Source organism: Bradyrhizobium sp. USDA 4541 (assembly GCF_024171085.1).
Lineage (GTDB): Bacteria > Pseudomonadota > Alphaproteobacteria > Rhizobiales > Xanthobacteraceae > Bradyrhizobium > Bradyrhizobium australafricanum.
Genome location: NZ_JALJZF010000001.1, coordinates 6,368,433 through 6,389,894, shown reverse-complemented (window position 1 = coordinate 6,389,894; position 21,462 = coordinate 6,368,433). Strand labels below are relative to the sequence as shown.

Here is a 21,462-nt window from a genome sequence, read left to right as displayed (position 1 = left end):
ATCGCGTCATCGCGATCGGCCGCACGCTTTTTTAAAGGTCGGTCAGGCTCAGCGCAGCGGCATCGGCGGCCGAACCACCGGGCCGCCATCATCCGCGTCAACAACCGAGGACTGCTGCTGCACCGGCCGCGGTGCCGCAACCGCCTGCGGGGCGGCGGCGGGAGCCGGCAGCGGTGCTGCTGATGCAGGCGGTGGAGGCGGCGGGATATAGGCCTGCGCCGGCCGGCGCACCGGTGGCGGCGCAACGGCGGCATGCGGCGCCGCCTGCGGCGTGACCGCGGCGCGCGGGCGCGGCGGAGCGACCGGCCGCGGCTCGACGGCCCTGGTCTCGGTCGTCTTCGCGACGCGCTGTGCCAACTGATCCTGGCCGGCCTTGAGCTGATCGATGCTGGTCTTCAACTGCTCGATCTGCTGTCCCATCGACGCGAGATCGCGCGCCATCGATTGCAGCAATTGCGTCTGGTCGGGTGCCGCTGCGGCTGGTGCCGCCGCGGTAGCGGGCGCAACCGGCGCTCCTGCGGCAGCCGGTGCCGCGGCAGGGGCGGGCGCCGGCGCGGCCGTGGCGGGCACGGCCGTGGCGACGTCCTGTGGCGGAGTGGCCGGTGCAGCTTCAGCTGCCGCCTGATCGGTTGTCGCCGCCGGTGCTGGCGGCGCACTCACCTGATCCGAGGCGGAGGCTGCCTTGCCTGGGATCAGCGAAGTCAGTGCAGCGATCTGAGGCGCCCACTCGGCGGCGATCTGCTTGGCGCGATCGCCGTAGTGCTGCCACGCCGCGGTGCCCATGGCGCCAGCGATCGCGAAGCAGAACCAGAAGGCGCGGATCGCCCATTTGCTGGTGGGGCGCGGCGCGCGGTCCAATCTGATGTCGTCCAGTCGGCCGTCATGGCTTGGCGCGCTATAGGCCGGCTCGGCCGCTACTGACATTGTCGTGACCGGCGGCACCGAGGCGACGGCCGCGGCGGACGCGACCGGGGGCGTGGACGTAGGCGCGAGGCTCGAGCCGAAATAGGGCTCGCGTTGCCCCGGCGCTGCCCTTCCGGCAGGCGCAGCGGCGTTGTCCGGGCGTACCGGAGCGAAGCTGGGTTCGATCGCGAAAATATCGTGTGGATCTGCGTCTTTCAGTGTCGATTGCATGGCGGTCCCCGTTTCATTCCAAGGTCAACCGCAAATGGGCGGCCGGCAAATTTACGCTCTGTATTGACCCCTGACCCTGTCCCCACGACTCCAGTCCGGTTTGACCAAAGCAAGGCGAGAGGGTGGAGAGGTTGGGGAGTTTCGGGAACCCAAGCCGGGGACGAAGCGCACGAACGTCCACGGCCTCTCGCGCAGCGCCCCTACCGCATTCCGGATGAAAGCTCCCTGGGTTGTGTGGCGCATCCACCACACCCGAGGGCAAATCGCATGGCGTCCGGCACCTCCGACCGTGCTCCGCCACCGTTCCGCCCCGATTGGATTCGGCTGATAGGCCGTTGGATTTTCGGCTTGGGCTGGGGGCGCAAGTTGGGGGTGCAACATGTCACGCGACGATGCAGTCAACTCGTACGTCGGCGTCAAATGCAGCGCGCATGGTGCTGCGGCCCCGATCCCGTTTGCGCATGCCCAAAAGCCGCTCCGGCTACTTGCCGTGATGATCGGCGCGGCGTCGCTCGCGGCGTGCGCGCAGTCCTCCGTTGTCAGCCAGCGCTCACAGGCGCTAGCGAGCCGGCCTGCGTCGATCGAGCCGACGCGGGCTGCGTCATCTGCGACACGCACACGTGTCGCCACGGCGCGCAAGCATACGCCGTATGCCTCGCGCAGGACCGGCCACACCAAGATTGCGTCGCAGGGCGTCGCGAGCTTCTACAGCGAGGAGCAGCCGACCGCAAGCGGCGAGAAGTTCGACGGACGCGAGTTGACCGCCGCGCATCCGACATTGCCATTCGGCACCAAGCTGCGCGTGACCGACGTCAAGAGCGGTCGTTCGGTCACCGTGCGCGTCAATGACCGCGGACCCTACGTCCCCGGGCGCATCGTCGACGTCTCGCATTCTGCGGCGCAATCGCTCGGCATGATCGGCAAGGGCATCACGAATGTCAGGCTCGACGTGGTGCAGTAAATAGCGTGGCGCAAGCCAGGTTCGGGATTTTTGCCAGCTCGATCGGGAAAAAGTCCCGGCGTTGCGCGCGCTTTAATCCTGTTGTCCGAATGACGGCGGCAAATAGAATTGTTGCCGCTACTTCCCCGCGCTCTCCATTTCCAGGCGCGTGGATTTCTACCCAATGAACCTTCCCCGCCTTGGTGTCCCTCCAGGGCGGGGTTTTTCTTGTGGCCGCCATGCGCGCCGCATGCGTCGACAGGGCGAGCCGGCGCCATAACCTCCGTTCTGCTTTGGAGGGCGGCCATGCCAAACAACAATCAAGAAACTGACGGCTTCGCACGCTCGAGGACGGCAGAGGCACGCACCGGATCGAGGTCGGCCTCGATGCGCCGCGCGAGGGCACCGCGACGATGACTGGCAACAAGCTGCATCACGAGTACCAGCCCGACCTGATGCGCGTGGTCGCGAGCGGCAGCTGGCGCGACCTGCGCACGTTCGTGATGACCTGGACCTGCGTGGAATCGGCGTTTCGCGACACCGTGACCTGCACCTTCGAGGGGCCGCAGATGCGATTCGCGCGCAGCGTCAACTCATTGGCGCTGGATATGCCGACCTTGATGGGAAAGCTCGCATAGGCGCGACCGAACGTTGCGCGCTGGCGGATCCTGCGCCGGCGGTTCCACCAAATTGTCACAGTCCCAGCGAAATCCGGCCCAAAGCCGCTGCCAACAAACGCCGGATGGACCAAGTCGGCGAGGGACAAGCGTTGGCCTACAAGATGATCGCAGAACGCGAGAACGAAACGGTCAGGATCGAGCGCGAGAGCACCTTCATCATCATCGCCAAGGCCAAGGTCTGGGCGAGCGAAGGGTGGCAGGTGGTGATCACCGACAAGGACGGGAAATCATACCCGCCCGAGGAGTTCGACAAGCTGCTCGCGGCTTGACGCCAAAGCGCGATGAGTTCGGGTTGAAGCTTCATCGCGCTTTAGCTCTTCAGTTAGAGCATGATCTCCTCGGAAAACCGCTTCGCACTTTTCCGGATCATGCTTTAGCGTTGCGCTGACACCAGCAGCATCATCGGCCGTTCGAGCTCGTCGGCCAGTTCGGGCGCGGCCTTGACCTGCTCCCGCGTCGGGCAGAATTCCTCGACATGGCGCAGCGTGAAGCCGGCGGCGATCAACGCGTTGATCGTGGTGCCGATGGTGCGGTGATATTTCAGCACGCCCTTCACATACCAGTCGGTCCGGCGTTCGCCTTCGATGAAGTAGCGGTTGACCGGCCAGGTCTTGTGGCCGTCTTCGTCCTGCCCCCAGTCCGGATGGACGGCCGCCATGTAGACCGGATGCTCGACGGTGAAGACCAGATGCCCCTCCGGGACCAGCGCGCGATACAGCATGCGCGCCAGGCGATCGAAATCCCTGATGTAGTGGAAGGCGAGGGCGGAGTAGGCGAGATCGAAGGTAGATTTCGGCAGCTCCAGCGTCTCGAGGTCGGCGATCTCGTAGGTGATCGCCGCATCCTGCGTCATGGCCGCGGCGCGGCCGATCATGTTCTGCGAGAGGTCGATGCCGAGCACGTCGGATGCGCCTTGCTCGCGCATCCAGCGCGACACCCAGCCGAAGCCGCAGCCGAGATCGACCACGCGCTTGCCCGCGACATCGGGCAGCATGGCGCGGATCGCCGGCCATTCGGGCGCACCGAGCAGTCCGCGGACCTGCCGCGGCAGCTGGTTGTAGCCGGCGAAGAAGCCGGGATCGTCATAGATGTTCTGCGCCATGGCTCTCTCTGTAGCCGCCGCCGCGCCGGGTGGGAACCGCTGATTGTGGCGCGCCCGGCGCGCTGCTGGAACCAGACGCGGCGCTCGGTGGTTTCTGATGTCAGCAGTCGACAGCCGAGGAGAGCGCCATGTTAGCCGAGATGCAAATCCACACCATCGCGCGGCAGATGCTGTTGAAGCACGGTCCGCAGGCGATCGCCCAGGCCGCGCAGAACGCCGTGGCCTGCGAGAGCAAGGGCGAGACCGACGACGCGCGCGACTGGCGCCATATCGAGGACGCGCTGAAGATGATGCGCGGACCGCATCAGAGCTGACGGCGGGCGGGGCAGCGACCCCGCCGTCGCGCAACAACACTGGGACCGCGCGAGGCGAGCGCGGTCGCCGCAGATCTAACCGACGGACGCTAGCCCGCCCTGCGCCACCGCGGCACGGGATCGAGCGGCGTGCGGTAGAGCTCGCGCCGGTCGATGTCGGTGACGCGCACCGCGCAGCCGCGCGCCTTCAGCTCCGGCTTGACCTGCGACAGCTCGTTGGCGAGCTGGTCGGCGCGGTCGGAGGCGAGACTGATGTCTTCGAGGATGATGGTTCCTTGATTGCGGAACTCGTCCCCCACCACGAGATCGAAGGTGTAGTACGGCATTCCGAAGTCTCCGTTTCGGTTTGCATCACAGGGTAACACTGAGTCGAGCATTCCCTAAGATGCGTGGCGCACAATCAACGTGCGATCGGCGCAAAAACGATGTGCAGCGCATCAAGCACGACGAACGAACAAGCCACGCCGCACGGCGAAGGAGTCCTTTGAACCAGCTCACCGCCATGCCGTTAAGATTTGATTAAAACAGTCGTCGCAAGCTCAGGACCAAGTGGAATCGCAGCGGAACCGGACTCCGGGAACCGGCAGCTGCAGGAGAAGGCCGGTGGCGTAACGCCCGCCGGCCTTTTCTCGTTGTGGATGCCGCGAAGCTAGTCGCGCAGCGCGGCTTGCCGCCGGGCGCGGCATTTCGGGCCAGGCCCGCGCATGTAATACAGTTCGGGGCGATAGGGATTGATGACGCCATCGATCAGCGCGACGCAGCGCGCGACGAGGCGGGCGAGGTGGCGTCGCAACGGCTGCAGGGCAAGTTCCATCGCATTCATGGCACGCCCTCAATGCAGCTCGCCGAGGATGGCAGTGAACGGCAGCTCGAAGATCTCGGTTCCGATGTCGTCGGTGACGTGGACCGCCCAGTTGCGCCAGTCCTCCACACTCGGTGTCATGACAAAGCTGCGCGCCAGTTGCTCCGCATACACGCGCGCCTCCGCCAGATCCATGGCGGCGCCGGTGCGATCCAGGATGACGTGCTTGTCGTCGGAGCAGTGAAAGAAAACTGCAGACATTCTTCCGATTCCCATGCCGAAGCGATTCTCGCGCGTTGCAATAGCAGCGCGCGCGGGCACGGAGAATCCGGGTGATCCCCCATCGGTAAACTACGGGGATTCCAGACGATTTGAATCACGCGGCTGTGATGAGCCCGACGTCAGAAGATCGGCTCGCCGATCGCAACCTCGCTGCGCGGACCGAGCACGATCACCTCGCCGCTGGCGTCCTTGGCGCCGAGGATCAGGAGTTCCGAGGTGAAACCCGCGATGTTCTTCGGCCCGAGATTGCAGATGCACACGACCAGCGCGCCGACCAGCGCCGCCGGCTCGTAATTCGTGATCTGCGCGCTCGACCACATGATTCGCCCGGCGCCGACATCGACGCCGACCTTGTAGGACGGATTGCGGGCGCGGGGAAACGGCTGCACCTCGACGACCTCGCCGATCCGGATATCGAGGCGGGCGAAGTCGTCGTAGCTGGCCTGCGGCTTGAGCGGGGACATCAGCGCTCCTGGAACGCAAGGCGGACACCGAGCGCGATGTAGATCGTGCCGACCACGCGGCCCTGCCACTGCCCGATGCGGCGATGCCGACTGATCCACGGGCTGATCTGGCCGGCGGCGAGCGCCAGCAGCGAGGTGTAGACCGCGCTCATCACGACGAAGATAAGGCCGAGGGTCGCGAACTGCGCCACCGCCGAGCCGTGGCCGGGGTGCACGAACTGCGGCAGGAAGGCGAGGAAGAACAGCGCGGTCTTCGGATTGAGCATTTCCGCCCAGATCGCCTGCCGGAACGCGCGGCGCGGATCGACCGGCTGCGCCGCCGGCAAATCCAGCTCGTCGTTCTTCTCGAACAGGGCGCGGACGCCGAGCACGATCAGGTAGATCACGCCGGCATATTTCACGACCGAGAACGCCAGCGCCGAGGTCATCAGCACGGCCGAGAGGCCGAATGTCGCCATCGCGGTGTGGACGAGATCGCCGAGGGCGATCCCGAACCCGGTCGCGACGCCGACGCGCGCTCCGCCGGTGACCGAACGCGCGAGCACCAGCAGCACCGCCGGCCCGGGGATCAGGAACAGGCCGAGCACGACGGCGGCGTAGGTGAGGAGGGTGGTGATGTCGATCATGAAGACCTGTCCCGGATGTCAGGATGCGGCGATGGTAACCGCCGCGAAGCGCGGCTTCGGATCAAGCATCACGCCGGCGCTTTCGACAATGCGCATTTCCTCGGTCCCGCTCTGCGCCGTGCGCTCCAGCACGCCGTGGATGCCTGACGCAGCGTGGCTGAGCGCATCCGGCGTCGCAAGGCCGCGCGCGCGGGCGGCGACGAACAGCGCGGCGAACAGGTCTCCGGTGCCGGACGGGCTGATCGGAACCCGCGGCGTGCGCACGCGCCAGGCGCAAGTCTTGTCGGATTGAGTGCGCTCGATCGCCAGCGTCTCGATCTCGCTGTGCGGCGTGCCGGCCAGCTCGGCGCTGGTGACGACGATGGTCGCAGGTCCCCGCGCCATCAGCGCGCTCGCCTGCGCGACGACGTCGTCGATCGTCGTCGCGCGTGCGCCGCAGAGGAATTCGAACTCGAAATGATTGGGCGTGATGATGTCGGCGAGCGGGCAGAGCTGGTCGCGCACCAGCGGCGGGATGTCCGACCGCACGAACATGCCGCGGTCGCGGTCGCCGAGCACGGGATCGCAGCAATAGAGCAGGGCCGGGTTCGCCGCCTTCGCGCGCTCGACGAAGTCGGCAACGTCCATCGCGATGTCGGCCGAGCCGAGATAGCCCGACAGGATCAGCCGCGCGGCCTCGACCGCGCCGCGCTCCTCGATGCCGCGCAGCAGGTCGGCGACCAGCTGCACGTCGAGCACCCGGCCGCGGATGGTCGGATAGCCCGGCCGATTGCTGAGCAGCGTGGTCGGCACGGCGACGACATCGATGCCGTGCAGCTGGATCGGAAAGCTGGCGGCGCTGTTGCCGACATGGCCCCAGGCGACCTGTGACTGGATCGAGATGACGGTCATCTTGTGCGCATCACCCGAACAGTACGGCGTAGATGACGTAGAGCCAGCCCAGGATACCGTGGATGATGGCCCACAGGATCGAATGGTTCTTGGTGTAGGAGATCGCGATCGCCAGCGCCGAGCCGAACCCCACGCCGTATTTCGCGCCCTCGACGCGGACGCCATAATATCGATTGCCGTTCATGGGGAATCCTTCCAGCGGGAGGGCGTGAGCGTGGAGACAGCGTAACCTGCCAGTTGCCGTCAGTTCAACGGCGGATTGGGATTCCGCGGCATTGCTAAGCTCGATCATTCCTGGGCAAAGCCCTCGCCTTTACTGCCGGCATGACGGTGATGGAGTCGGCGCGCGCATCTTTCTCCATTCGCCGGGACGACATCGAACGTGTGGTGCGCTGCGAGTCATACATCCGCATTCTCGCGACATGTTTTGTCTGACCGCACCCATGGGCCGCGAGCAAAGGGCAGTAAGCGGAATATTTTCTTATTCTGATATCGACAGGTTTTGCTGAGTTGCCCGTGGGGCTGTTTTGTCGCAGGCGGCGCAGCCGGGTTTGATTTGCGGGTTCGCGTCGGGACCTCGTCTGTCACGCTGCGATCAACCGATCGTGTCGGATCGACGTGGAAGAAGATGCGTGGGTGGACTGTCCTGCATCCAAACGCTTGCCTCATGGCGTCGGAATAAGACGGCAGAGCGATCGATCATGATGTGAGCGCGAACCGATCGGCGGCGGCGAACAACGCGCCGGCGCGCCGTATCCAACAGGAGCAACTGATGTCAGGGATCAAACAGATTGCGGCCGCGCTGACCGCGCTCGCCATGCTGACGGCGTCGGCCATGGCACACGAAGTGCCGGCGGCGGGCCCATCCGCGCTCGTGAAGAGCCATGCCGCCGCCGGCCGCTGGAGCGGCGGTCCGCCGCGCATGGCGGTCCCGCATTTCGGCGAGTCCGAGGCGCTGCCGCGCGACCAGCCCGGCGGCGTCTGCGATCACGGCGACAATGCCATGATCTGCTGAGCCGGATCGTGCATGGCGGTGATCTCCGGCGAAAGTTGCGCTAGCCTTGCTGGGTCGTCTCCCTCCAGCTCGCGAGCGCCGCCGCCATGCACATCCTCCGTCCCCAGTTTCGCATTGAGCAAGACCGCGCGCTCGCCTTTGCGGCGGCGCGCGGCTTCGGCGCCATCGTCGCCGCCGATGCACGCGGCCCGCGCGCGTCCCACGTGCCGTTCGTGATCGAGCGGCGCGACGATCGCGTGATCGTGCAGATCCATCTCACCGCGAAGAATCCGCTGGTCGAGCTCGCCGACGGTGTCAGGCGCTTTCTCCTGATCGTCTCCGGCGATGACGCCTACATCTCGAACGACTGGTATGTCTCACCCGACAACGTCTCGACCTGGCTCTACGAGGCGGTGCATTTGTCCGGCGTCGCGCATCTGCGCGATCACGGCGAGAACCGCGGCCATGGCGACGCGCTGCTCGCGGTCTCCGAGGCGCGGCTGCAAAAGCAACCCTGGGACCTGACGCAGATGGAGCCCGGCAAGCGCGAAGCGATGCTGGCGGGGATCAGGGTGATCGACATCGTCGTCGACGAGATCGAGGGCCAGTCAAAGCTGAACCAGCACAAGAGCGATGCGGATTATGTCGCGCTGGTCAATCGCCTCGCGCGCGCGGAGGAGACGGCAAGCCAAAGGCTGGCGGAGAAGATGCACGCGCTGCGGCCGGAGCTTGAATACGACATTGGACCGTGCGGAAGGCGGGTCAGCTCCGTGTAACCCGGCGCTGTCTCTACGCGACAGAGGGCGGATTACGCTTGCGCTAATCCGCGCCATAGAGCCGATCGGCATCGAGTCCGCAAACGTGTTGTTAAGAATCGCTCCGCGCTGATTTGTTCGATTCCGATTCGTTCTTTGCGAACAAAATGGAGTCGAATGGGGAACATGTGGTGCGTGGATCCATGTAGCCCGCACGAGCGAAGCGATATGCGGGCCTGACCACGTACTCTTGGAGCGGTCCCGGATGTCGCTTCGCTCATCCGGGCTACATGTGGTGGAGCGCCAGGAAGCTCACGACCTCGCTGTTGAATCGATCCGGCTGCTCGATATTGAGGATGTGAACGCCGGGCAGCAGGACAAGCTTGGCATCGGTGATTGTCGTGGCGATATCAGCGCTGTGGCTGGCCCGCGTGACCGTGTCGCTCTTGCCGCCGATGACGAGGGTCGGCGCCGCAATCAGCGAGATGACGCGGCGGAGATCGACGTCGCGCAGTGCGGCGTAACATCCGGCGAGACCGCGCGGCGGCGTGGTCAGCACCATGTTGCGGAATTCGTCGACGACCTCGTTCGGCGTGGCCAGCATCGCTGCCGGAAACCAGTTGCGCATGAAGCCGTCTGCGATTCCATTCATGTCCGTGGCCGCGAGCACCGCGCGGATCTGTTCGTCGAACGCCAGTTCGGACGCCAGATAGGACGAGGTGTTCGAGAGGATCAGGCGGTCGATGCGGTCAGGCGCGAAGATGCCGAGCCATTGCCCGACGAAGCCGCCGAGCGACAGACCGAGGAAATGCGCGCGATCGATGCCGAGGGCGTCGAGCAGTTCGACCACGTCGCGGCCGAGCCGGTCGATCGAGTAGGCGCCCACCGGTGCGTCCGACCCGCCGTGACCGCGGGTGTCGTAGCGGAGCACCCGAAACGACCGGCTGAGGGCCGGCATCGAACGATCCCACATGTGCAGGTTGGTGGCGATCGAGTTCGACAGCGCGAGCACCGGCCGATCGTCGGGACCGTCGATGCGGTACGCAATCCGGCAGCCATCCGCCGTGGTGAAGTGTCGATCGCCGCTCATCTCGTCAGTCCCTTGTGCTGGTGGAAGCCGGCAGGCTTCGCGTCGACCCAGGCTAGGACTCGCGCCTTCGAAGAAAAATTACTAAGATTGATCAATCTCTGTAGGTTTTATGAACAATGGATCGGATCAAGCTGCACGATTTGCGCTGCTTTGACGCTGTCGCGACCGAGGGAAGCTTTCAGGCCGCCGGCACGGCGCTGAACCGGTCGCACCCGTCGGTGTTTGCGGCGGTCGCCCGGCTCGAACAGCAACTCGGCCTCACGCTGTTCGATCGCAGCGGATACCGTATCGGGCTGACGGACGCCGGCCGGACGTTTCACGCACGCGCGCAGGTGACGCTGCGCGAGCTCGATCTGCTGCGGGGCTATGCGGAGCAGCTTGCAGGCGGAGAAGAAGTCGTCCTGCGCATCGTCATCGGCGACCTGTGCCCGCGGCCGCCGGTGCTGCAGATGCTCTCGGCGTTCTTTGCCCGCTATCCCAACACGCGCCTGCACCTGGAATATGAGGCGGTCGGCGGACCGCTCGAGCGCCTGATCGATGATAACGCCGATCTGGTGTTTCATCGCGCGGAGCCGTCCGATCCGCGCTTCGAACAGATCAGGCTCTCGCGCACGACCATGGTGCCGGTCGTCGCTCCCGGCTTTCTGCCGTTTGCGTGGACGAAGAAAGTCACGCCGGAGCAGATGCGCCCCTTCGCGCAGTGCGTCATCCGCGACACGGCGCGGCGAGCGTCGCCGGAAAACTTCTTCCTGATCGAAGGTGCGCATCAGTGTAGCGTGCCGGACCAGATGATGAAGAAGGAGCTGATCCTGCATCGTCTTGCCTGGGGCCATCTGCCCGCATGGCTGATCGAGGACGAGCTGCGGGACGGCAGGCTGATCAGCATCGCCGGACCGAATTTTCCGGGCCGCGAGGAAAATCTTGCGGCAGTCCGTCATCGCCAGCATTCGCACGGACCGGTCGCCGAAGCGCTCTGGCTTCACCTCAAAGGCTGGCGGCTCGCTCAGCGTGCAGGGCGGGCGACCCGACCGGTCCGCGCGAAGCGCGGCCGATAATGGGCGCGGAGTAACCCGACGCGGTGATGTCGTCGGTGGATGTCCGATTACGCTTGCGCTCATCCGCCGTACGAAGCGCCGCGGCATCGAATCGCGCAAACCTCTTGTTAAGTATCGTTTTGCGTCGATTTTTCGATTCCGATTCGTTCCTCGCGAACAAACTGGAGTCGGATCGGGAACGTGGCCGTGGTGCGACTCATCGATCGATCAGTGATGCGGGAGAACGCAGTGTGCCTGAGATGCGCCGCGGTGTTGCACGCCGAGAGCAATAATCCCATCATGATACAACATCGATTGTTCGGATGCGGTCGATGTATGTGCGTTGTTAACATCTGGATCGCGCCGATTTTCCTGATTCCGATTCGTTCTGCGCGAACAAACTGGAGTCGGATCGCGAACGCGATCGTTGTGCGGCCCACGGGAGCAAGGTGCAGTTTATGCCATAGCTTGCGCGACGATGCGGAGAGTTCGGCACCGATCGCGCGAGGTTGCGAGGAACTATCGTGGAAATTGTAGTGAATCGTTGCCACGCGGCAACATCAAGGAACTATTTCAGGTAGCAATTCATCACGCCGCAATTATGTGACTGAATATTTCATCCCCAAGCGTTAGGTGGTGTGGACTCTAAGGATTCCCTTTTGAGAGCAAATCAGATTCAAGGCTTCTTTTTGGGAGGCGGCCTTGGGTGTGATGGAGCGTTTGGTGTTGAGCGACGCGGCCTGGGAGCGCATGGCGCCGCTGATCATAGGCCGGCCCGATCAGAAGGGCTCGACCGGGCGGGACAACCGGATGTTTGTGGAAGGTGTGCTTTGGATCGTGCGTACGGGCTCTCCTTGGCGTGATCTTCCGGAGGCTTTTGGAGATTGGAACAGCGTGTTCCGGCGGTTCAGTCGATGGAGCCGCAAGGGTGTCTGGTGCCGCATCTTCGAGGCGATGTCCGAGGATCCGGACTTCGAATATCTGATCGTCGATTCCACCATTGTCCGGGCGCATCAGCACGCCGCCGGGGCGAAAAAAGGGGGTCTGAAGATCAAGCGATCGGGCGCTCGCGCGGCGGCCTGAGCACGAAGATACATATGGCCGTACGCGGCTTGGGATGCCCCGTGCGGTTCACGCTCACCGCGGGCCAGAAGGGCGATGCACCACAAGCCGCTGCATTAATCGAGGGGCTGCCCGCCGAGGTCGTCATCGCCGATACGGCTTATGACGCCGATCGTTTGCGCCAAGACATCGCCGCCAAAAAGGCGCTCGCCGTCATCCCCAACAACCCCTCGCGAGCCCTCAAATATCCGCTCGACAAACATCTCTATGCCCAGCGCCATCTCGTGGAATGCTGCTTCAGCAAGCTCAAGCAGTTCCGACGCGTCGCAACCCGCTTCGAAAAGACCGCCCGGAATTACCGGGCCGTCGTCACTCTCGCTGCCATCGTCCTATGGCTGCGATAAGTGTCCACACCACCTAGCGTGCAGTGGGGCCGATTTGTGGAGACCGCGGATGGATGCACCGCGAACTCGTTCGGCCTTGATTCCATCAACGATGCCAACCGAAGCCTCGGTAGGATCCAACCGACAGCACGCATGTTCCGCTCCGACGGAGCGATACTGGCAGACGCGAGTTCGTCCCTTCTTATTGGGGACCGCGGCGTCGCTCGTTTCCGGCAACGTCGCGGTCGCCGCGGACCGAATCCATCTGGGCTTCGACGGCTATCGCTCCGCGACCAATGACTATTGCATCAATGCGAGCAGCGTGCAGGGCGATCCGCAGACTGGATTCATGTGGCGCTTCAGCAAGAGCGGAACGCTTACCGGAGGACCTACCTTCCTCGATCTGCGAACGGACACTGCAACCGAGGTGTTTCCGCCATCGTTCGACGATCATGAGAAGTTCAGGGCCTGGGGCAGCGTCCTAGGACCTCTGATCGGCGAAAAATCCATATCAAACGATGTCAATGCGTTCCGTGACCAGGTCTGTTCGATATCGCCGCCGCCATCGCCACCAGGGCCGCCGGGGCCACCTCCGCCTCCGCCTCCACCTCCACCCACTCCGGTGCCACCGTCACCGCCGCCACCGCCTCCGCCGGGGCCACCGCCGCCACCACCACCACCGGCGCCGCCACCACCTCCGCCGCCATCGCCAATGCCGGTGCCGCATGCGAACCTCGCACGCGCGTTGGGGACGGACTTTGCGCGCAGCTACTTCATCTCGGACGCGATCTTTGCGGGGTTCAACCAGTACGCAAGCATCGCCACCAATCCTTCCTATGCGTCGATCGGCCACGGTTGGCATGCTTGGGTAACACCGCGCCTGGTCAATTTCACCGACCGCATCGTCGGACTCACGTCGTACGGCACGCTGTCTGAACTCACATACGGGCTCGACTACCGTGTCAGCCCGGATCTCGTTGCCGGCTTTGCGTTCAATCCTGAAAGCACCAAGTCACCTACGACGGACTGAATGCATCGATTTACCAGTCGGGAATCGGCGGCGGACCCTACCTGGGATGGCTCGTCAGCCCGACGACACTGTTTGATGCCTGGCTCGGTTACGCACGGCTTGATCGTGCCTTCGACGTTTTCGGCCATGGTGCCAATATGCCTGTCGACCGCGTGTTTCTATCGGCGAGCCTGACCCAGATTGTCGATACGCCATGGGCGCGCGTCGTGCCCCGGTTCACGTTTTTTCATGCTCACGACAACGTCGGGGGCGTTACAAGCGGCCAGGGATTTCCCATCCCCGGCCAAGCCTACAGCTGGGGCCACGTCGAAGGTTCTGTGGAGGTCAATCGAGATTTCGTGGTCGACCAGCGTTTCCTACTGCAGCCGTTCGTCCAGGCAACGTTGCGATACGACACGCAACAGCTTGTCGATACCGTTACCACGATCGACGGCACCGACATTGGGCTCACGCGCTGGCATGGACAGCTGCGTGGCGGCGTTCGCGCCCAACTTGGATCGCAAGCCGAACTGTGGCTATCGGGCGGCTATTTGTCATTCTTCACACCCGGGATCGATGCCTGGGAGGCGAAAGCGCATTTCCGGATGCGCTTCGACGAGACGAACTCGGCGTTGGCCGCTTATATGCCGGTCAAGGCGCCGCCGCCAGTCGCCCCGTTCAGCTGGACTGGCTGCAGTGTCGGCGTGAATGCGGGGTATGGTTCAGCCAAGGCGCAATTCTCTTCCGATCCAAATGGCGCCATCATCGATTTCGCGCAACGTAACGGCGTCCTTCCCGAAATCGCCGCTCAACAGGCGGGCTCGATCAGTACCCGGAACACGGGAGGGCTGACTGCCGGCGGCGGCCTCTCCTGCAACGTGCAGTATGACAAGACGGTCATCGGACTAGAAACCGACATCAACTACACAGATCTGCAATCGTCCCAGCTGCGCGGGCCGTTTCCGCTCGCGGCCGGCGTATCAACCACTTGGGAAAACAGTTTTCGCTCGAATTACCTCGGCACGGTCCGTGGGCGTCTGGGAATCCTGGCCAATCAATCGAACATGCTGTACGTGACCGCGGGCCTCGCCTATGCGGATTATGCATTTTCGACGGCAACAGATTTTCCCGGCTTCAGTGGCTTTCGATTTGCGGGCTCCGACTCCCGTGCGAAGCCGGGCTGGACGGCGGGCGTCGGCTGGGAGGCCGTCGTGAGCGGCCCTTGGACCGCCAAGTTCGAATATCTCTATGTCGATCTCGGTGATCGGACGGCCCCGGCACCGCAGAACATCGGTGGGCTCAGCGCGTACGCTTGGGACCACTCGGCGAAATTGACTGAAAACATTGTTCGCGTAGGGTTGAGCTATAAGTTGACTGGTCCGCCAAGCAGCGGCAGCAGCTGGTTCTCGCGATAAGGCTGGGTGATGCCAAAGCTCATTGCCTATACGATGGACGGCCATGCGGTTCACATCCGGCCTGCATCGCCGGAGCGCGATTGGATGGATGCTTCCGACCAGCGCTATGCGTACCGCTGCCTGCCACTCAACATTGCAAACGCCCATGGCTGGGAACTGCTCTGTCCGTCAGGCTTCTCGGCTCGTTGGGACGGGCTCAATCATAAGGAGACCATTCGGGTCAAGGCTGATTTCGGCACCGACGCGCCGGCTGTGAGTCACTTCGGACATGGTGTATTGACCTTCCACGTCCCGTGCCTGTTCCGCACCGATCCTGGTTTCGACCTTTTTGTCACCGGACCCATCAACAGGCCGAAAGACGCCATTGCGCCGTTGAGCGGGGTCATCGAGACGGATTGGTCACCGTACACCTTCACGATGAACTGGCGATTCACGCGTTCAAACACAAAGATGCGATTTGAGCGGGGGGAGCCCTATTGCCATCTTTTTCCGATTGAGCGTGGCAGTCTTGAGCGGATCGAGCCGGAGACGTTGCCACTATCGAAGGCGCCCGACATCGAGCGCGAGCACAGACTGTGGTCCGAAGGCCGCAACGCCTTCAATACCGACTTGCAGGACCCGGGATCGGGGGCAACGCAGCAGCGGTGGCAAAAGACCTATTTTCGGGGCCTCAATCCCTCGGGCGAAGAAACGCATGCGGATCACCGGAGCCGGCTTCGCTTGAAGGATTTCGTGTCAAAGGATTAGTCCGGCCGACGGGCCGAATTTGTGCGGACAGCGCACGGCCCCACATCGCCCCGCAGCGCAATCGCTACGCGCCGTTGATGATGCACACGACTTCTTAATGTTTGGACTCTCCTGACTTGTTCGATTCCGATTCGTTCTTGGCGAACAAATTGGAGTCAGATGCAGAACGTCGCTGTGGTGCGCGATGCGTTTCTCTGCTCCACTCGGCGCGCATAGGAGAGTGGATTGATGGCCAAGAAGGCAGGCAACAAGACCAGCAAGAAGACGAACGGGCCCGCGTCGCGCCGCACTGTGCTGGCGATCGACGTCGGCGGCACGCATGTGAAGGTCATGACCGACAAAGAGCGCATCAAGCGCGAATTCGAGTCGGGTCCAACTCTGTCCGCGACCGAGATGGTGCGGCAGGTCAAGCTGCTCACCAAGGACTGGTCCTATGATGTGATCTCGGTCGGTTATCCGGGACCCGTCGTTCACAACCGTCCGCTGACCGAGCCGCACAATCTCGGCCGCGGCTGGGCCGGCTTCGATTTTCACCACGCGTTCGGCCGCCCGACCAGGGTCGTCAACGATGCGCTGATGCAGGCGATCGGCAGCTATCAGGGCGGGCGGATGCTGTTTCTCGGCCTCGGCACCGGCCTCGGCTCGGCGATGATCGTGGACGGTGTTTACGAGCCGATGGAGCTTGGTCATTTGCCGTACCGCAAGGGCGCGACGTTCGAGGATTATGTCGGCGCCGCGGGTCTCGAGCGGCGCGGCCGGAAGAAATGGCGCAAGAGCGTCGACGACGTCATCGCGCGGCTGTCCGCCGCGCTGGAGCCCGAGTACATCGTGCTCGGCGGCGGCAATGCCGACAAGGTCGACAACCCGCCGCCCAAGGTGAGGTTCGGCGACAACGCCAACGCATTCGAGGGCGGATTTCGAATGTGGAAGAAGAGAGCGCGCAAGGCGAACGGCGCGCGTCGATGAAACCGGAACCGCCACCAAATCGCCGCAACTGCCGAAGTTTCGCGCTGCTTCGCACTCCTGTTGTCGGAACTGATGGGTGCGCCGCTCGTTTTATGCGGCATAACATCCTGTTCCATGAGGAGTGAGCCATGCGAAGTTTCATTATTCCCGCGATCGCGGCCCTGGCGATCGGCGCAGCGACGCCGGCGATGGCCTACGATTCCGGCAGCCAGGTCTCGATGGAGGCCGCGCTCGATGTCGCGACCGGTCTCGGCATCGTGACGGTGTCCAACACCCAGTTCCTCGGCGACGAGTGGGAGGTCGAGGGGCGTGACCGCCTCGGCCGCTGGATGAAGGTCGATGTCGACGCGCGGACCGGCGAGGTGCGCAACGTGGATCGCGGCTGGTAGCCCGCGTCTTCACCGCTGCGTGAAAATTCGGAACGGCCGGCGGAGCAGGGCGCACGCCGGCCGTTCGTTATCCAGAACTGTCTGATGCCGTGCTTTGGCTGAATGGCATAAAGCTGGGGTATGCTGGTCCCATCATTCCGGGAATCGCCGCCAGCGCGGCGGCCCGTGAACAGGAGACCGGCCATGACAAAACCGTTTCCGTCCAAAACCCATATCGGCAATCACCTGCTGCATCCGGAAACCCAGATGCTGAACTACGGCTACGATCCGCAGCTGTCGGAGGGGGCCGTCAAGCCGCCCGTGTTCCTGACCTCGACCTTCGTGTTCCGCACCGCCGAGGACGGCAAGGACTTCTTCGACTTTGTCGCGGGCCGGCGCGAGCCTCCGGAGGGCATGGGGGCGGGGCTGGTCTATTCGCGCTTCAACCATCCGAACAGCGAGATCGTCGAGGACCGGCTTGCGATCTATGAGCGCACCGAGAGCTGCGCGCTGTTCTCCTCCGGCATGTCGGCGATCTCGACCACGGTGCTGGCCTTCGCGCGGCCCGGCGACGTGATCCTGCATTCGCAGCCGCTCTATGGCGGCACCGAGACGCTGTTCACCAGGACACTGGCGGGCTTCTCGATTCACGCCGTGGGCTTTGCCGACGGCCTCGACGAGAGTGTCATCCGCGCCGCTGCCGACGAGGCGATGAAGAAGGGCCGTGTCGCGATGATCTTCATCGAGACGCCGGCCAATCCGACCAACGGCCTGGTCGATATCGCGCTGACGCGGCGCATCGCCGATGCGATCGGCAAGGCACAGGGCCATACGCCGATCATCGCCTGCGACAACACGCTGCTCGGGCCGGTATTTCAGCGGCCGATCGAGCACGGCGCCGATCTCTCGCTGTACTCGCTGACGAAATATGTCGGCGGCCATTCCGACCTGATCGCGGGCGCGGCGCTCGGCTCGAAGAAGCTGATGAAGGACATCAAGGCGCTGCGCGGCGCGATCGGCACCCAGCTCGATCCGCATTCCTGCTGGATGATCAGCCGTTCGCTGGAAACGCTCAGTCTGCGCATGGAAAAGGCCGACCGCAACGCGCGGATCGTCGCCGACTATCTGCGCGACCATCCCAAGGTGGCGCAGGTGCATTATCTCGGCCATCACGATCCGGCGTCGCCTGCGGGGCGCGTGTTCGCGAGCCAAAGCAGCGGCGCCGGTTCGACCTTCTCGTTCGATATCGTCGGCGGGCAGCAGGCGGCGGAGAAATTCCTCAACTCGCTGCAGATCTTCAAGCTCGCAGTCAGCCTCGGCGGCACCGAGTCGCTCGCGAGCCTGCCGGCCACCATGACGCATTCCGGCGTGCCAGCCGACATCCGCAAGCGGATCGGCGTGCTGGATTCGACAATCCGGCTCTCGATCGGGATCGAGCATCCGTCCGACCTGGTGGCCGACATCGCGCAGGCGTTGAGCCGGGTGTGAGCCAGTCAAAAGCGTGTAGGATGGGTCGAGCCAACGGGGCCGCGCGTCGCGCGGCCCGATGATAAACTCCACGAAACCCGTCCTACGGGCTACCAACCTCCGGAGAGAGTGCATGCTGGCAATCACGGCGATCATCCGCGCGAAGAAGGGCCATGAGGCGGCGATGCGTCAGGCGTTGCTCGACGTCGTCGAGCATGTCCGCGCCAACGAGCCGTCCACCGTCGGCTACTACGTCTCGCAGGATGTCGACAGTCCGCGGATATTTTCGACGTATGAGCGATACTTGGATCAGGCGGCGATGGACCGGCACAACAATTCGCCGGCTGTGGCGCGCTTCTTTGAGGTCGCGAAGCCGATCCTCGACGGCGAGGTGATAGTGGTCTTGGCGAACGAGATTGCGAGCAAGCGAGAGTAGGGCGTTCGCTACCGGGTCACAAATAATAGCCTGCTCCGGAAAGGCTCCGCCGCAGCGCATTCATTCTCCGATTTCGGTGGCGCGGAGCATTGCAGCCCGGCGCGGTCAACGATTTCAGGACAAACCCATCGTCGCGGAACTGCGCTCGAAGCGAGCGTACACCCGGACAACGTTGACGCGGAGGCGGCGCGCCGTTATTGGCGGCGCGGAAAATTCCGACGCAACGATACGGGATGGTCTCGATGCAAGTGACTTTGATGAAGGGCAAGATTCATCGCGCGCACGTCACCGAAGCGGACTTGCATTACGAGGGATCGATTTCGATCGACCGCAATTTGATCGAGGCCGCCGGTTTCCTCATCAATGAACGCGTCGACATCTATAACATCGACACCGGCGCGCGCTTCTCGACCTACGTGATCGAGGCGCCGGCGGGATCGGGCACCATCGGCCTCAACGGCGCGGCCGCACGGCTCGCCATGGCCGGCGACAAGGTCATCATCGTCGCCTATGCCAGCTTCGACGCCGACGAGGCGCGCAAATTTCATCCGCGGGTCGTGCTGGTCGACGACAAGAACCGGCACATCGCGAAGGCTGCCGCCGCACCGGCGAAAGCCTTGGCGGATGCGTAAGCTGGGCTACGCTAGGCCTTCTTGACGAACTCCGATTTCAGATTCATCGCGCCGATGCCGTCGATCTTGCAGGCGATGTTGTGTCCGTCGCTGCCCTCGGTGAGGCGGATGTTCCTGACCTTGGTGCCGCCCTTGACCACCGACGACGAGCCCTTGACCTTGAGGTCCTTGATCACGATGACGCTGTCGCCGTCCGTCAGCGGGTTGCCATGCGCGTCGCGCACGCCCGCTTGCTGGGCGGTCTCGGCGGCCGCGGCCGCATCGCTGCTCCACTCATGGGCACATTCCGGGCAAACCCAGAGAACGCCGTCCTGATAGGCATGCTCGGAATTGCATTTCGGGCAGTTCATTGCGGCGTCCATAGTCGAGATCGTCTCCGTCGTTGCGGGCGCACCGTAGAGGCACAGGCGGCCAAAGCAAGCAAAAACCCGGCGATTTGATGCGCAAAGCGGCGCAAAGGTGGCGAGCCACTCGTCCACCCGCGGATGCCGGTGGAACGGTCTGCGCCTCTATCCGTTGCCGTCCGTCGCTCGGCATTGCGCCCCTGTGCTTGCGGGGAACGGTTCACTGATCGTCGCGTCCGGGCCGGCAATTCATCCAGGAGCAATCGGCTGATCCCAAACATGGACGCGGAAGATGAATCAGAGAAATTCGGCCTTCGTCTGCCTTCGCACGTCGCTCGTCACCGCCGCCTTCACGTCGGCGTTGCTGGTGGGCGCTAGTCTTGTGTGCGCAAGTCTTGTAACCGCAAGTCTTGCCCACGCACAGCCGGTGAATTCGCGCGCGGATCACGGCAATGGTGGTCCCGGCGAGTTCGCCGACCTTGCCGAGAAGGTCGGGCCGGCCGTGATCGGCGTCAACGCCAAGGTGGCGGCTGCGGCGGATGACGACGACTCGTCTCCCGGTGACTCCCCCGGCGGTTCTCTCGGGCCGGACGGCTCTCCCGATCAGGACACGCCGGGAAGGGCCGTTCCGGATCCCGGCAGGCGCGGACCGGGCAATCTGCCGAAGTTGGGTGAGATGACCTCGATCGGTTCGGGCTTCTTCATCTCGGCGGACGGCTACGCGGTGACGAATAATCACGTCCTCGGCGGCAGCGACCGCGCCGATGTCCGCACCAGCGACAACAAAGTCTACAAGGCGAAAGTCCTGGGCAAGGATCCGGTCAGCGACCTGGCCCTGCTCAAGGTCGATGGGCGGACCGACTTCAGCTATGTCAGGCTCGCGGATCAAGCGCCACGCACCGGCGATTGGGTGCTCGCGGCCGGCAATTCATTCGGCCTCGGAAACACCGTCACCGCGGGGATCGTCTCGGCGCGTGCGCGCGATCTGGAGACTGGGTCTTCGGAAGATTTCGTCCAGATCGACGCGCGGATCAACCGCGGCGATTCCGGCGGGCCGAGCTTCAACACGCATGGCGAGGTGATCGGCGTGAACAGCCTGATCTTCTCTCCCTCCGGCGGCTCGGTCGGTGTCGCGTTTGCGATACCCGCCGATACCGTGAAGACGGTGATCCCGCAGCTGAAGGACAAGGGCATGGTCACGCGCGGCTGGATGGGCGCCCAGATTCAATCGATCACCCCCGGCATTGCCGAAAGCTTGGGTGCGAACAATCTGCACGGCGCGGTCGTGGTCGGCGTGCAGACCGGCGGTCCGGCAGCGAAGGCCGGATTGAGGCGAGGCGACGTGATCACCTCGGTCAATGACGAGCCGATCAAGAGCGCCAACGAGCTGACCAAGAAGGTCTATGCGGGCGCGCCGGGCAGCTCGGTCAAGCTTTCGATGCTGCGGGACAACGCGCCGAATTCGCTGAGCGTGACGCTCGGCCAGCTCGCGCAGTCGCAGGCGCCCGCCGGCGCGCCGAAGTGA

At 63.9% G+C, this 21,462-nt stretch carries 29 protein-coding genes; 17 read left to right on the top strand and 12 right to left on the bottom strand.

Features of this window, described 5'->3' with window-relative positions:
• Window positions 1–48: 48 nt before the first annotated feature.
• A complete protein-coding gene (locus J2R80_RS30420) occupies window positions 49–924 on the bottom strand; it encodes a hypothetical protein (RefSeq protein ID WP_253623930.1) in 876 nt (291 codons plus the stop codon).
• Between the two features lie 589 nt (window positions 925–1,513).
• Between J2R80_RS30420 and J2R80_RS30415 the strand changes: the two genes are divergently transcribed.
• The 3 genes from J2R80_RS30415 (at window position 1,514) to J2R80_RS30405 (ending at window position 3,023) form a co-directional block, all read left to right on the top strand.
• Window positions 1,514–2,095, top strand: a complete 582-nt coding sequence (locus J2R80_RS30415) for a septal ring lytic transglycosylase RlpA family protein (protein ID WP_143271147.1) — start codon at window positions 1,514–1,516, stop codon at window positions 2,093–2,095.
• Between the two features lie 392 nt (window positions 2,096–2,487).
• The gene (locus tag J2R80_RS30410) at window positions 2,488–2,712 is read left to right on the top strand and encodes a hypothetical protein (protein WP_076832109.1); all 225 of its coding nucleotides are present in this window, start codon (window positions 2,488–2,490) and stop codon (window positions 2,710–2,712) included.
• Between the two features lie 104 nt (window positions 2,713–2,816).
• Window positions 2,817–3,023, top strand: coding sequence for a hypothetical protein (locus J2R80_RS30405; RefSeq protein ID WP_057019948.1), 207 nt, complete (start codon window positions 2,817–2,819; stop codon window positions 3,021–3,023).
• Between the two features lie 104 nt (window positions 3,024–3,127).
• Here J2R80_RS30405 and J2R80_RS30400 read toward each other — a convergent pair whose 3' ends face one another.
• Window positions 3,128–3,856 (bottom strand): bifunctional 2-polyprenyl-6-hydroxyphenol methylase/3-demethylubiquinol 3-O-methyltransferase UbiG, encoded by a 729-nt coding sequence (locus J2R80_RS30400; protein WP_076832112.1) that lies wholly within the window; start codon window positions 3,854–3,856, stop codon window positions 3,128–3,130.
• Window positions 3,857–3,984: 128 nt separating this feature from the next.
• On the opposite strand from J2R80_RS30400, the gene J2R80_RS30395 reads away from it, so the two are divergent.
• A complete protein-coding gene (locus J2R80_RS30395; RefSeq protein WP_076832116.1) occupies window positions 3,985–4,170 on the top strand; it encodes a hypothetical protein in 186 nt (61 codons plus the stop codon).
• 89 nt (window positions 4,171–4,259) lie between these two features.
• Here the strand turns inward: J2R80_RS30395 and J2R80_RS30390 are convergent, their stop codons facing one another.
• The 7 genes from J2R80_RS30390 to J2R80_RS30360 all read right to left on the bottom strand — a co-directional run bounded on the left by J2R80_RS30390 (window position 4,260) and on the right by J2R80_RS30360 (window position 7,419).
• Complete coding sequence (locus J2R80_RS30390) at window positions 4,260–4,496, bottom strand: hypothetical protein (RefSeq protein WP_016840755.1); 237 nt, start codon at window positions 4,494–4,496, stop codon at window positions 4,260–4,262.
• A 323-nt stretch (window positions 4,497–4,819) separates the two neighbouring features.
• The gene (locus tag J2R80_RS30385; RefSeq protein WP_168857013.1) at window positions 4,820–4,993 is read right to left on the bottom strand and encodes a hypothetical protein; all 174 of its coding nucleotides are present in this window, start codon (window positions 4,991–4,993) and stop codon (window positions 4,820–4,822) included.
• 9 nt (window positions 4,994–5,002) lie between these two features.
• Window positions 5,003–5,233, bottom strand: a complete 231-nt coding sequence (locus J2R80_RS30380) for a DUF6894 family protein (protein ID WP_028332292.1) — start codon at window positions 5,231–5,233, stop codon at window positions 5,003–5,005.
• 140 nt (window positions 5,234–5,373) lie between these two features.
• Complete coding sequence (locus tag J2R80_RS30375) at window positions 5,374–5,718, bottom strand: tRNA-binding protein (protein ID WP_076832119.1); 345 nt, start codon at window positions 5,716–5,718, stop codon at window positions 5,374–5,376.
• The gene (locus J2R80_RS30370; RefSeq protein ID WP_076832123.1) at window positions 5,718–6,344 is read right to left on the bottom strand and encodes a LysE family translocator; all 627 of its coding nucleotides are present in this window, start codon (window positions 6,342–6,344) and stop codon (window positions 5,718–5,720) included. The genes J2R80_RS30375 and J2R80_RS30370 overlap by 1 nt, the downstream gene beginning before the upstream one ends.
• A gap of 18 nt (window positions 6,345–6,362) precedes the next feature.
• Entirely contained in the window at window positions 6,363–7,235 is an 873-nt protein-coding gene (gene pdxY / locus J2R80_RS30365) for a pyridoxal kinase PdxY (RefSeq protein ID WP_076832126.1), read from the bottom strand.
• A gap of 10 nt (window positions 7,236–7,245) precedes the next feature.
• Window positions 7,246–7,419, bottom strand: a complete 174-nt coding sequence (locus J2R80_RS30360) for a hypothetical protein (RefSeq protein WP_194295402.1) — start codon at window positions 7,417–7,419, stop codon at window positions 7,246–7,248.
• Window positions 7,420–8,007: 588 nt separating this feature from the next.
• On the opposite strand from J2R80_RS30360, the gene J2R80_RS30355 reads away from it, so the two are divergent.
• Entirely contained in the window at window positions 8,008–8,250 is a 243-nt protein-coding gene (locus J2R80_RS30355) for a hypothetical protein (RefSeq protein WP_057019953.1), read from the top strand.
• Between the two features lie 86 nt (window positions 8,251–8,336).
• Window positions 8,337–9,005, top strand: coding sequence for an FMN-binding negative transcriptional regulator (locus J2R80_RS30350; RefSeq protein ID WP_076832132.1), 669 nt, complete (start codon window positions 8,337–8,339; stop codon window positions 9,003–9,005).
• A 265-nt stretch (window positions 9,006–9,270) separates the two neighbouring features.
• Here J2R80_RS30350 and J2R80_RS30345 read toward each other — a convergent pair whose 3' ends face one another.
• Window positions 9,271–10,074: an alpha/beta fold hydrolase gene (locus tag J2R80_RS30345; RefSeq protein ID WP_076832135.1), complete on the bottom strand. Its 804-nt coding sequence runs from the start codon at window positions 10,072–10,074 to the stop codon at window positions 9,271–9,273.
• Between the two features lie 116 nt (window positions 10,075–10,190).
• On the opposite strand from J2R80_RS30345, the gene J2R80_RS30340 reads away from it, so the two are divergent.
• Both J2R80_RS30340 and J2R80_RS30335 read left to right on the top strand, forming a co-directional pair.
• Window positions 10,191–11,129 carry a LysR family transcriptional regulator gene (locus tag J2R80_RS30340; RefSeq protein WP_057019956.1) on the top strand — a complete coding sequence of 313 codons (939 nt, stop codon included), beginning with the start codon at window positions 10,191–10,193 and terminating at the stop codon, window positions 11,127–11,129.
• 681 nt (window positions 11,130–11,810) lie between these two features.
• Window positions 11,811–12,574 (top strand): IS5 family transposase gene (locus tag J2R80_RS30335; RefSeq protein WP_141343516.1). Its coding sequence is split into 2 segments (ribosomal slippage): window positions 11,811–12,146 and window positions 12,149–12,574, totalling 762 coding nucleotides; the frame shifts between segments, so codons are not numbered across the junction.
• Window positions 12,575–13,074: 500 nt separating this feature from the next.
• Here J2R80_RS30335 and J2R80_RS30330 read toward each other — a convergent pair.
• The gene (locus J2R80_RS30330) at window positions 13,075–13,260 is read right to left on the bottom strand and encodes a hypothetical protein (RefSeq protein WP_253623929.1); all 186 of its coding nucleotides are present in this window, start codon (window positions 13,258–13,260) and stop codon (window positions 13,075–13,077) included.
• Between the two features lie 5 nt (window positions 13,261–13,265).
• Between J2R80_RS30330 and J2R80_RS30325 the strand changes: the two genes are divergently transcribed.
• The 8 genes from J2R80_RS30325 to panD all read left to right on the top strand — a co-directional run bounded on the left by J2R80_RS30325 (window position 13,266) and on the right by panD (window position 19,593).
• Window positions 13,266–13,583, top strand: a complete 318-nt coding sequence (locus J2R80_RS30325; protein ID WP_253639908.1) for a hypothetical protein — start codon at window positions 13,266–13,268, stop codon at window positions 13,581–13,583.
• Between the two features lie 137 nt (window positions 13,584–13,720).
• Window positions 13,721–14,977, top strand: a complete 1,257-nt coding sequence (locus J2R80_RS30320; RefSeq protein ID WP_076832140.1) for an outer membrane protein — start codon at window positions 13,721–13,723, stop codon at window positions 14,975–14,977.
• Between the two features lie 9 nt (window positions 14,978–14,986).
• A complete protein-coding gene (locus J2R80_RS30315; protein WP_076832143.1) occupies window positions 14,987–15,724 on the top strand; it encodes a DUF6065 family protein in 738 nt (245 codons plus the stop codon).
• A gap of 228 nt (window positions 15,725–15,952) precedes the next feature.
• Entirely contained in the window at window positions 15,953–16,690 is a 738-nt protein-coding gene (locus J2R80_RS30310) for an ROK family protein (RefSeq protein WP_076832145.1), read from the top strand.
• 128 nt (window positions 16,691–16,818) lie between these two features.
• Entirely contained in the window at window positions 16,819–17,079 is a 261-nt protein-coding gene (locus J2R80_RS30305; RefSeq protein ID WP_057019961.1) for a PepSY domain-containing protein, read from the top strand.
• A gap of 183 nt (window positions 17,080–17,262) precedes the next feature.
• Window positions 17,263–18,546, top strand: coding sequence for a cystathionine gamma-synthase family protein (locus J2R80_RS30300; protein WP_076832148.1), 1,284 nt, complete (start codon window positions 17,263–17,265; stop codon window positions 18,544–18,546).
• Between the two features lie 112 nt (window positions 18,547–18,658).
• Window positions 18,659–18,961, top strand: coding sequence for a putative quinol monooxygenase (locus J2R80_RS30295; protein ID WP_057019963.1), 303 nt, complete (start codon window positions 18,659–18,661; stop codon window positions 18,959–18,961).
• Between the two features lie 242 nt (window positions 18,962–19,203).
• Window positions 19,204–19,593: an aspartate 1-decarboxylase gene (panD, locus tag J2R80_RS30290; protein ID WP_253639907.1), complete on the top strand. Its 390-nt coding sequence runs from the start codon at window positions 19,204–19,206 to the stop codon at window positions 19,591–19,593.
• Between the two features lie 11 nt (window positions 19,594–19,604).
• Here panD and J2R80_RS30285 read toward each other — a convergent pair whose 3' ends face one another.
• Window positions 19,605–19,955 (bottom strand): zinc ribbon domain-containing protein YjdM, encoded by a 351-nt coding sequence (locus J2R80_RS30285; RefSeq protein WP_076832150.1) that lies wholly within the window; start codon window positions 19,953–19,955, stop codon window positions 19,605–19,607.
• 274 nt (window positions 19,956–20,229) lie between these two features.
• On the opposite strand from J2R80_RS30285, the gene J2R80_RS30280 reads away from it, so the two are divergent.
• Window positions 20,230–21,462 (top strand): S1C family serine protease, encoded by a 1,233-nt coding sequence (locus J2R80_RS30280; RefSeq protein WP_253639906.1) that lies wholly within the window; start codon window positions 20,230–20,232, stop codon window positions 21,460–21,462.

Coding starts and splice junctions, on each gene's coding strand:
- pdxY (WP_076832126.1), bottom strand. CDS start 7,235: ATGACCGTCATCTCGATCCAGTCACAGGTCGCCTGGGGCCATGTCGGC.
- J2R80_RS30400 (WP_076832112.1), bottom strand. CDS start 3,856: ATGGCGCAGAACATCTATGACGATCCCGGCTTCTTCGCCGGCTACAAC.
- J2R80_RS30330 (WP_253623929.1), bottom strand. CDS start 13,260: ATGGCGGCGGAGGTGGTGGCGGCGCCGGTGGTGGTGGTGGCGGCGGTG.
- J2R80_RS30295 (WP_057019963.1), top strand. CDS start 18,659: ATGCTGGCAATCACGGCGATCATCCGCGCGAAGAAGGGCCATGAGGCG.
- J2R80_RS30390 (WP_016840755.1), bottom strand. CDS start 4,496: ATGCCGTACTACACCTTCGATCTCGTGGTGGGGGACGAGTTCCGCAAT.
- J2R80_RS30320 (WP_076832140.1), top strand. CDS start 13,721: ATGCCTGTCGACCGCGTGTTTCTATCGGCGAGCCTGACCCAGATTGTC.
- J2R80_RS30385 (WP_168857013.1), bottom strand. CDS start 4,993: ATGAATGCGATGGAACTTGCCCTGCAGCCGTTGCGACGCCACCTCGCC.
- J2R80_RS30285 (WP_076832150.1), bottom strand. CDS start 19,955: ATGGACGCCGCAATGAACTGCCCGAAATGCAATTCCGAGCATGCCTAT.
- J2R80_RS30395 (WP_076832116.1), top strand. CDS start 3,985: ATGTTAGCCGAGATGCAAATCCACACCATCGCGCGGCAGATGCTGTTG.
- panD (WP_253639907.1), top strand. CDS start 19,204: ATGCAAGTGACTTTGATGAAGGGCAAGATTCATCGCGCGCACGTCACC.
- J2R80_RS30405 (WP_057019948.1), top strand. CDS start 2,817: ATGGACCAAGTCGGCGAGGGACAAGCGTTGGCCTACAAGATGATCGCA.
- J2R80_RS30380 (WP_028332292.1), bottom strand. CDS start 5,233: ATGTCTGCAGTTTTCTTTCACTGCTCCGACGACAAGCACGTCATCCTG.
- J2R80_RS30410 (WP_076832109.1), top strand. CDS start 2,488: ATGACTGGCAACAAGCTGCATCACGAGTACCAGCCCGACCTGATGCGC.
- J2R80_RS30300 (WP_076832148.1), top strand. CDS start 17,263: ATGACAAAACCGTTTCCGTCCAAAACCCATATCGGCAATCACCTGCTG.
- J2R80_RS30345 (WP_076832135.1), bottom strand. CDS start 10,074: ATGAGCGGCGATCGACACTTCACCACGGCGGATGGCTGCCGGATTGCG.
- J2R80_RS30325 (WP_253639908.1), top strand. CDS start 13,266: ATGCCGGTGCCGCATGCGAACCTCGCACGCGCGTTGGGGACGGACTTT.
- J2R80_RS30370 (WP_076832123.1), bottom strand. CDS start 6,344: ATGATCGACATCACCACCCTCCTCACCTACGCCGCCGTCGTGCTCGGC.
- J2R80_RS30340 (WP_057019956.1), top strand. CDS start 10,191: ATGGATCGGATCAAGCTGCACGATTTGCGCTGCTTTGACGCTGTCGCG.
- J2R80_RS30350 (WP_076832132.1), top strand. CDS start 8,337: ATGCACATCCTCCGTCCCCAGTTTCGCATTGAGCAAGACCGCGCGCTC.
- J2R80_RS30315 (WP_076832143.1), top strand. CDS start 14,987: ATGCCAAAGCTCATTGCCTATACGATGGACGGCCATGCGGTTCACATC.
- J2R80_RS30375 (WP_076832119.1), bottom strand. CDS start 5,718: ATGTCCCCGCTCAAGCCGCAGGCCAGCTACGACGACTTCGCCCGCCTC.
- J2R80_RS30310 (WP_076832145.1), top strand. CDS start 15,953: ATGGCCAAGAAGGCAGGCAACAAGACCAGCAAGAAGACGAACGGGCCC.
- J2R80_RS30360 (WP_194295402.1), bottom strand. CDS start 7,419: ATGAACGGCAATCGATATTATGGCGTCCGCGTCGAGGGCGCGAAATAC.
- J2R80_RS30305 (WP_057019961.1), top strand. CDS start 16,819: ATGCGAAGTTTCATTATTCCCGCGATCGCGGCCCTGGCGATCGGCGCA.
- J2R80_RS30420 (WP_253623930.1), bottom strand. CDS start 924: ATGTCAGTAGCGGCCGAGCCGGCCTATAGCGCGCCAAGCCATGACGGC.
- J2R80_RS30280 (WP_253639906.1), top strand. CDS start 20,230: ATGAATCAGAGAAATTCGGCCTTCGTCTGCCTTCGCACGTCGCTCGTC.
- J2R80_RS30355 (WP_057019953.1), top strand. CDS start 8,008: ATGTCAGGGATCAAACAGATTGCGGCCGCGCTGACCGCGCTCGCCATG.
- J2R80_RS30415 (WP_143271147.1), top strand. CDS start 1,514: ATGTCACGCGACGATGCAGTCAACTCGTACGTCGGCGTCAAATGCAGC.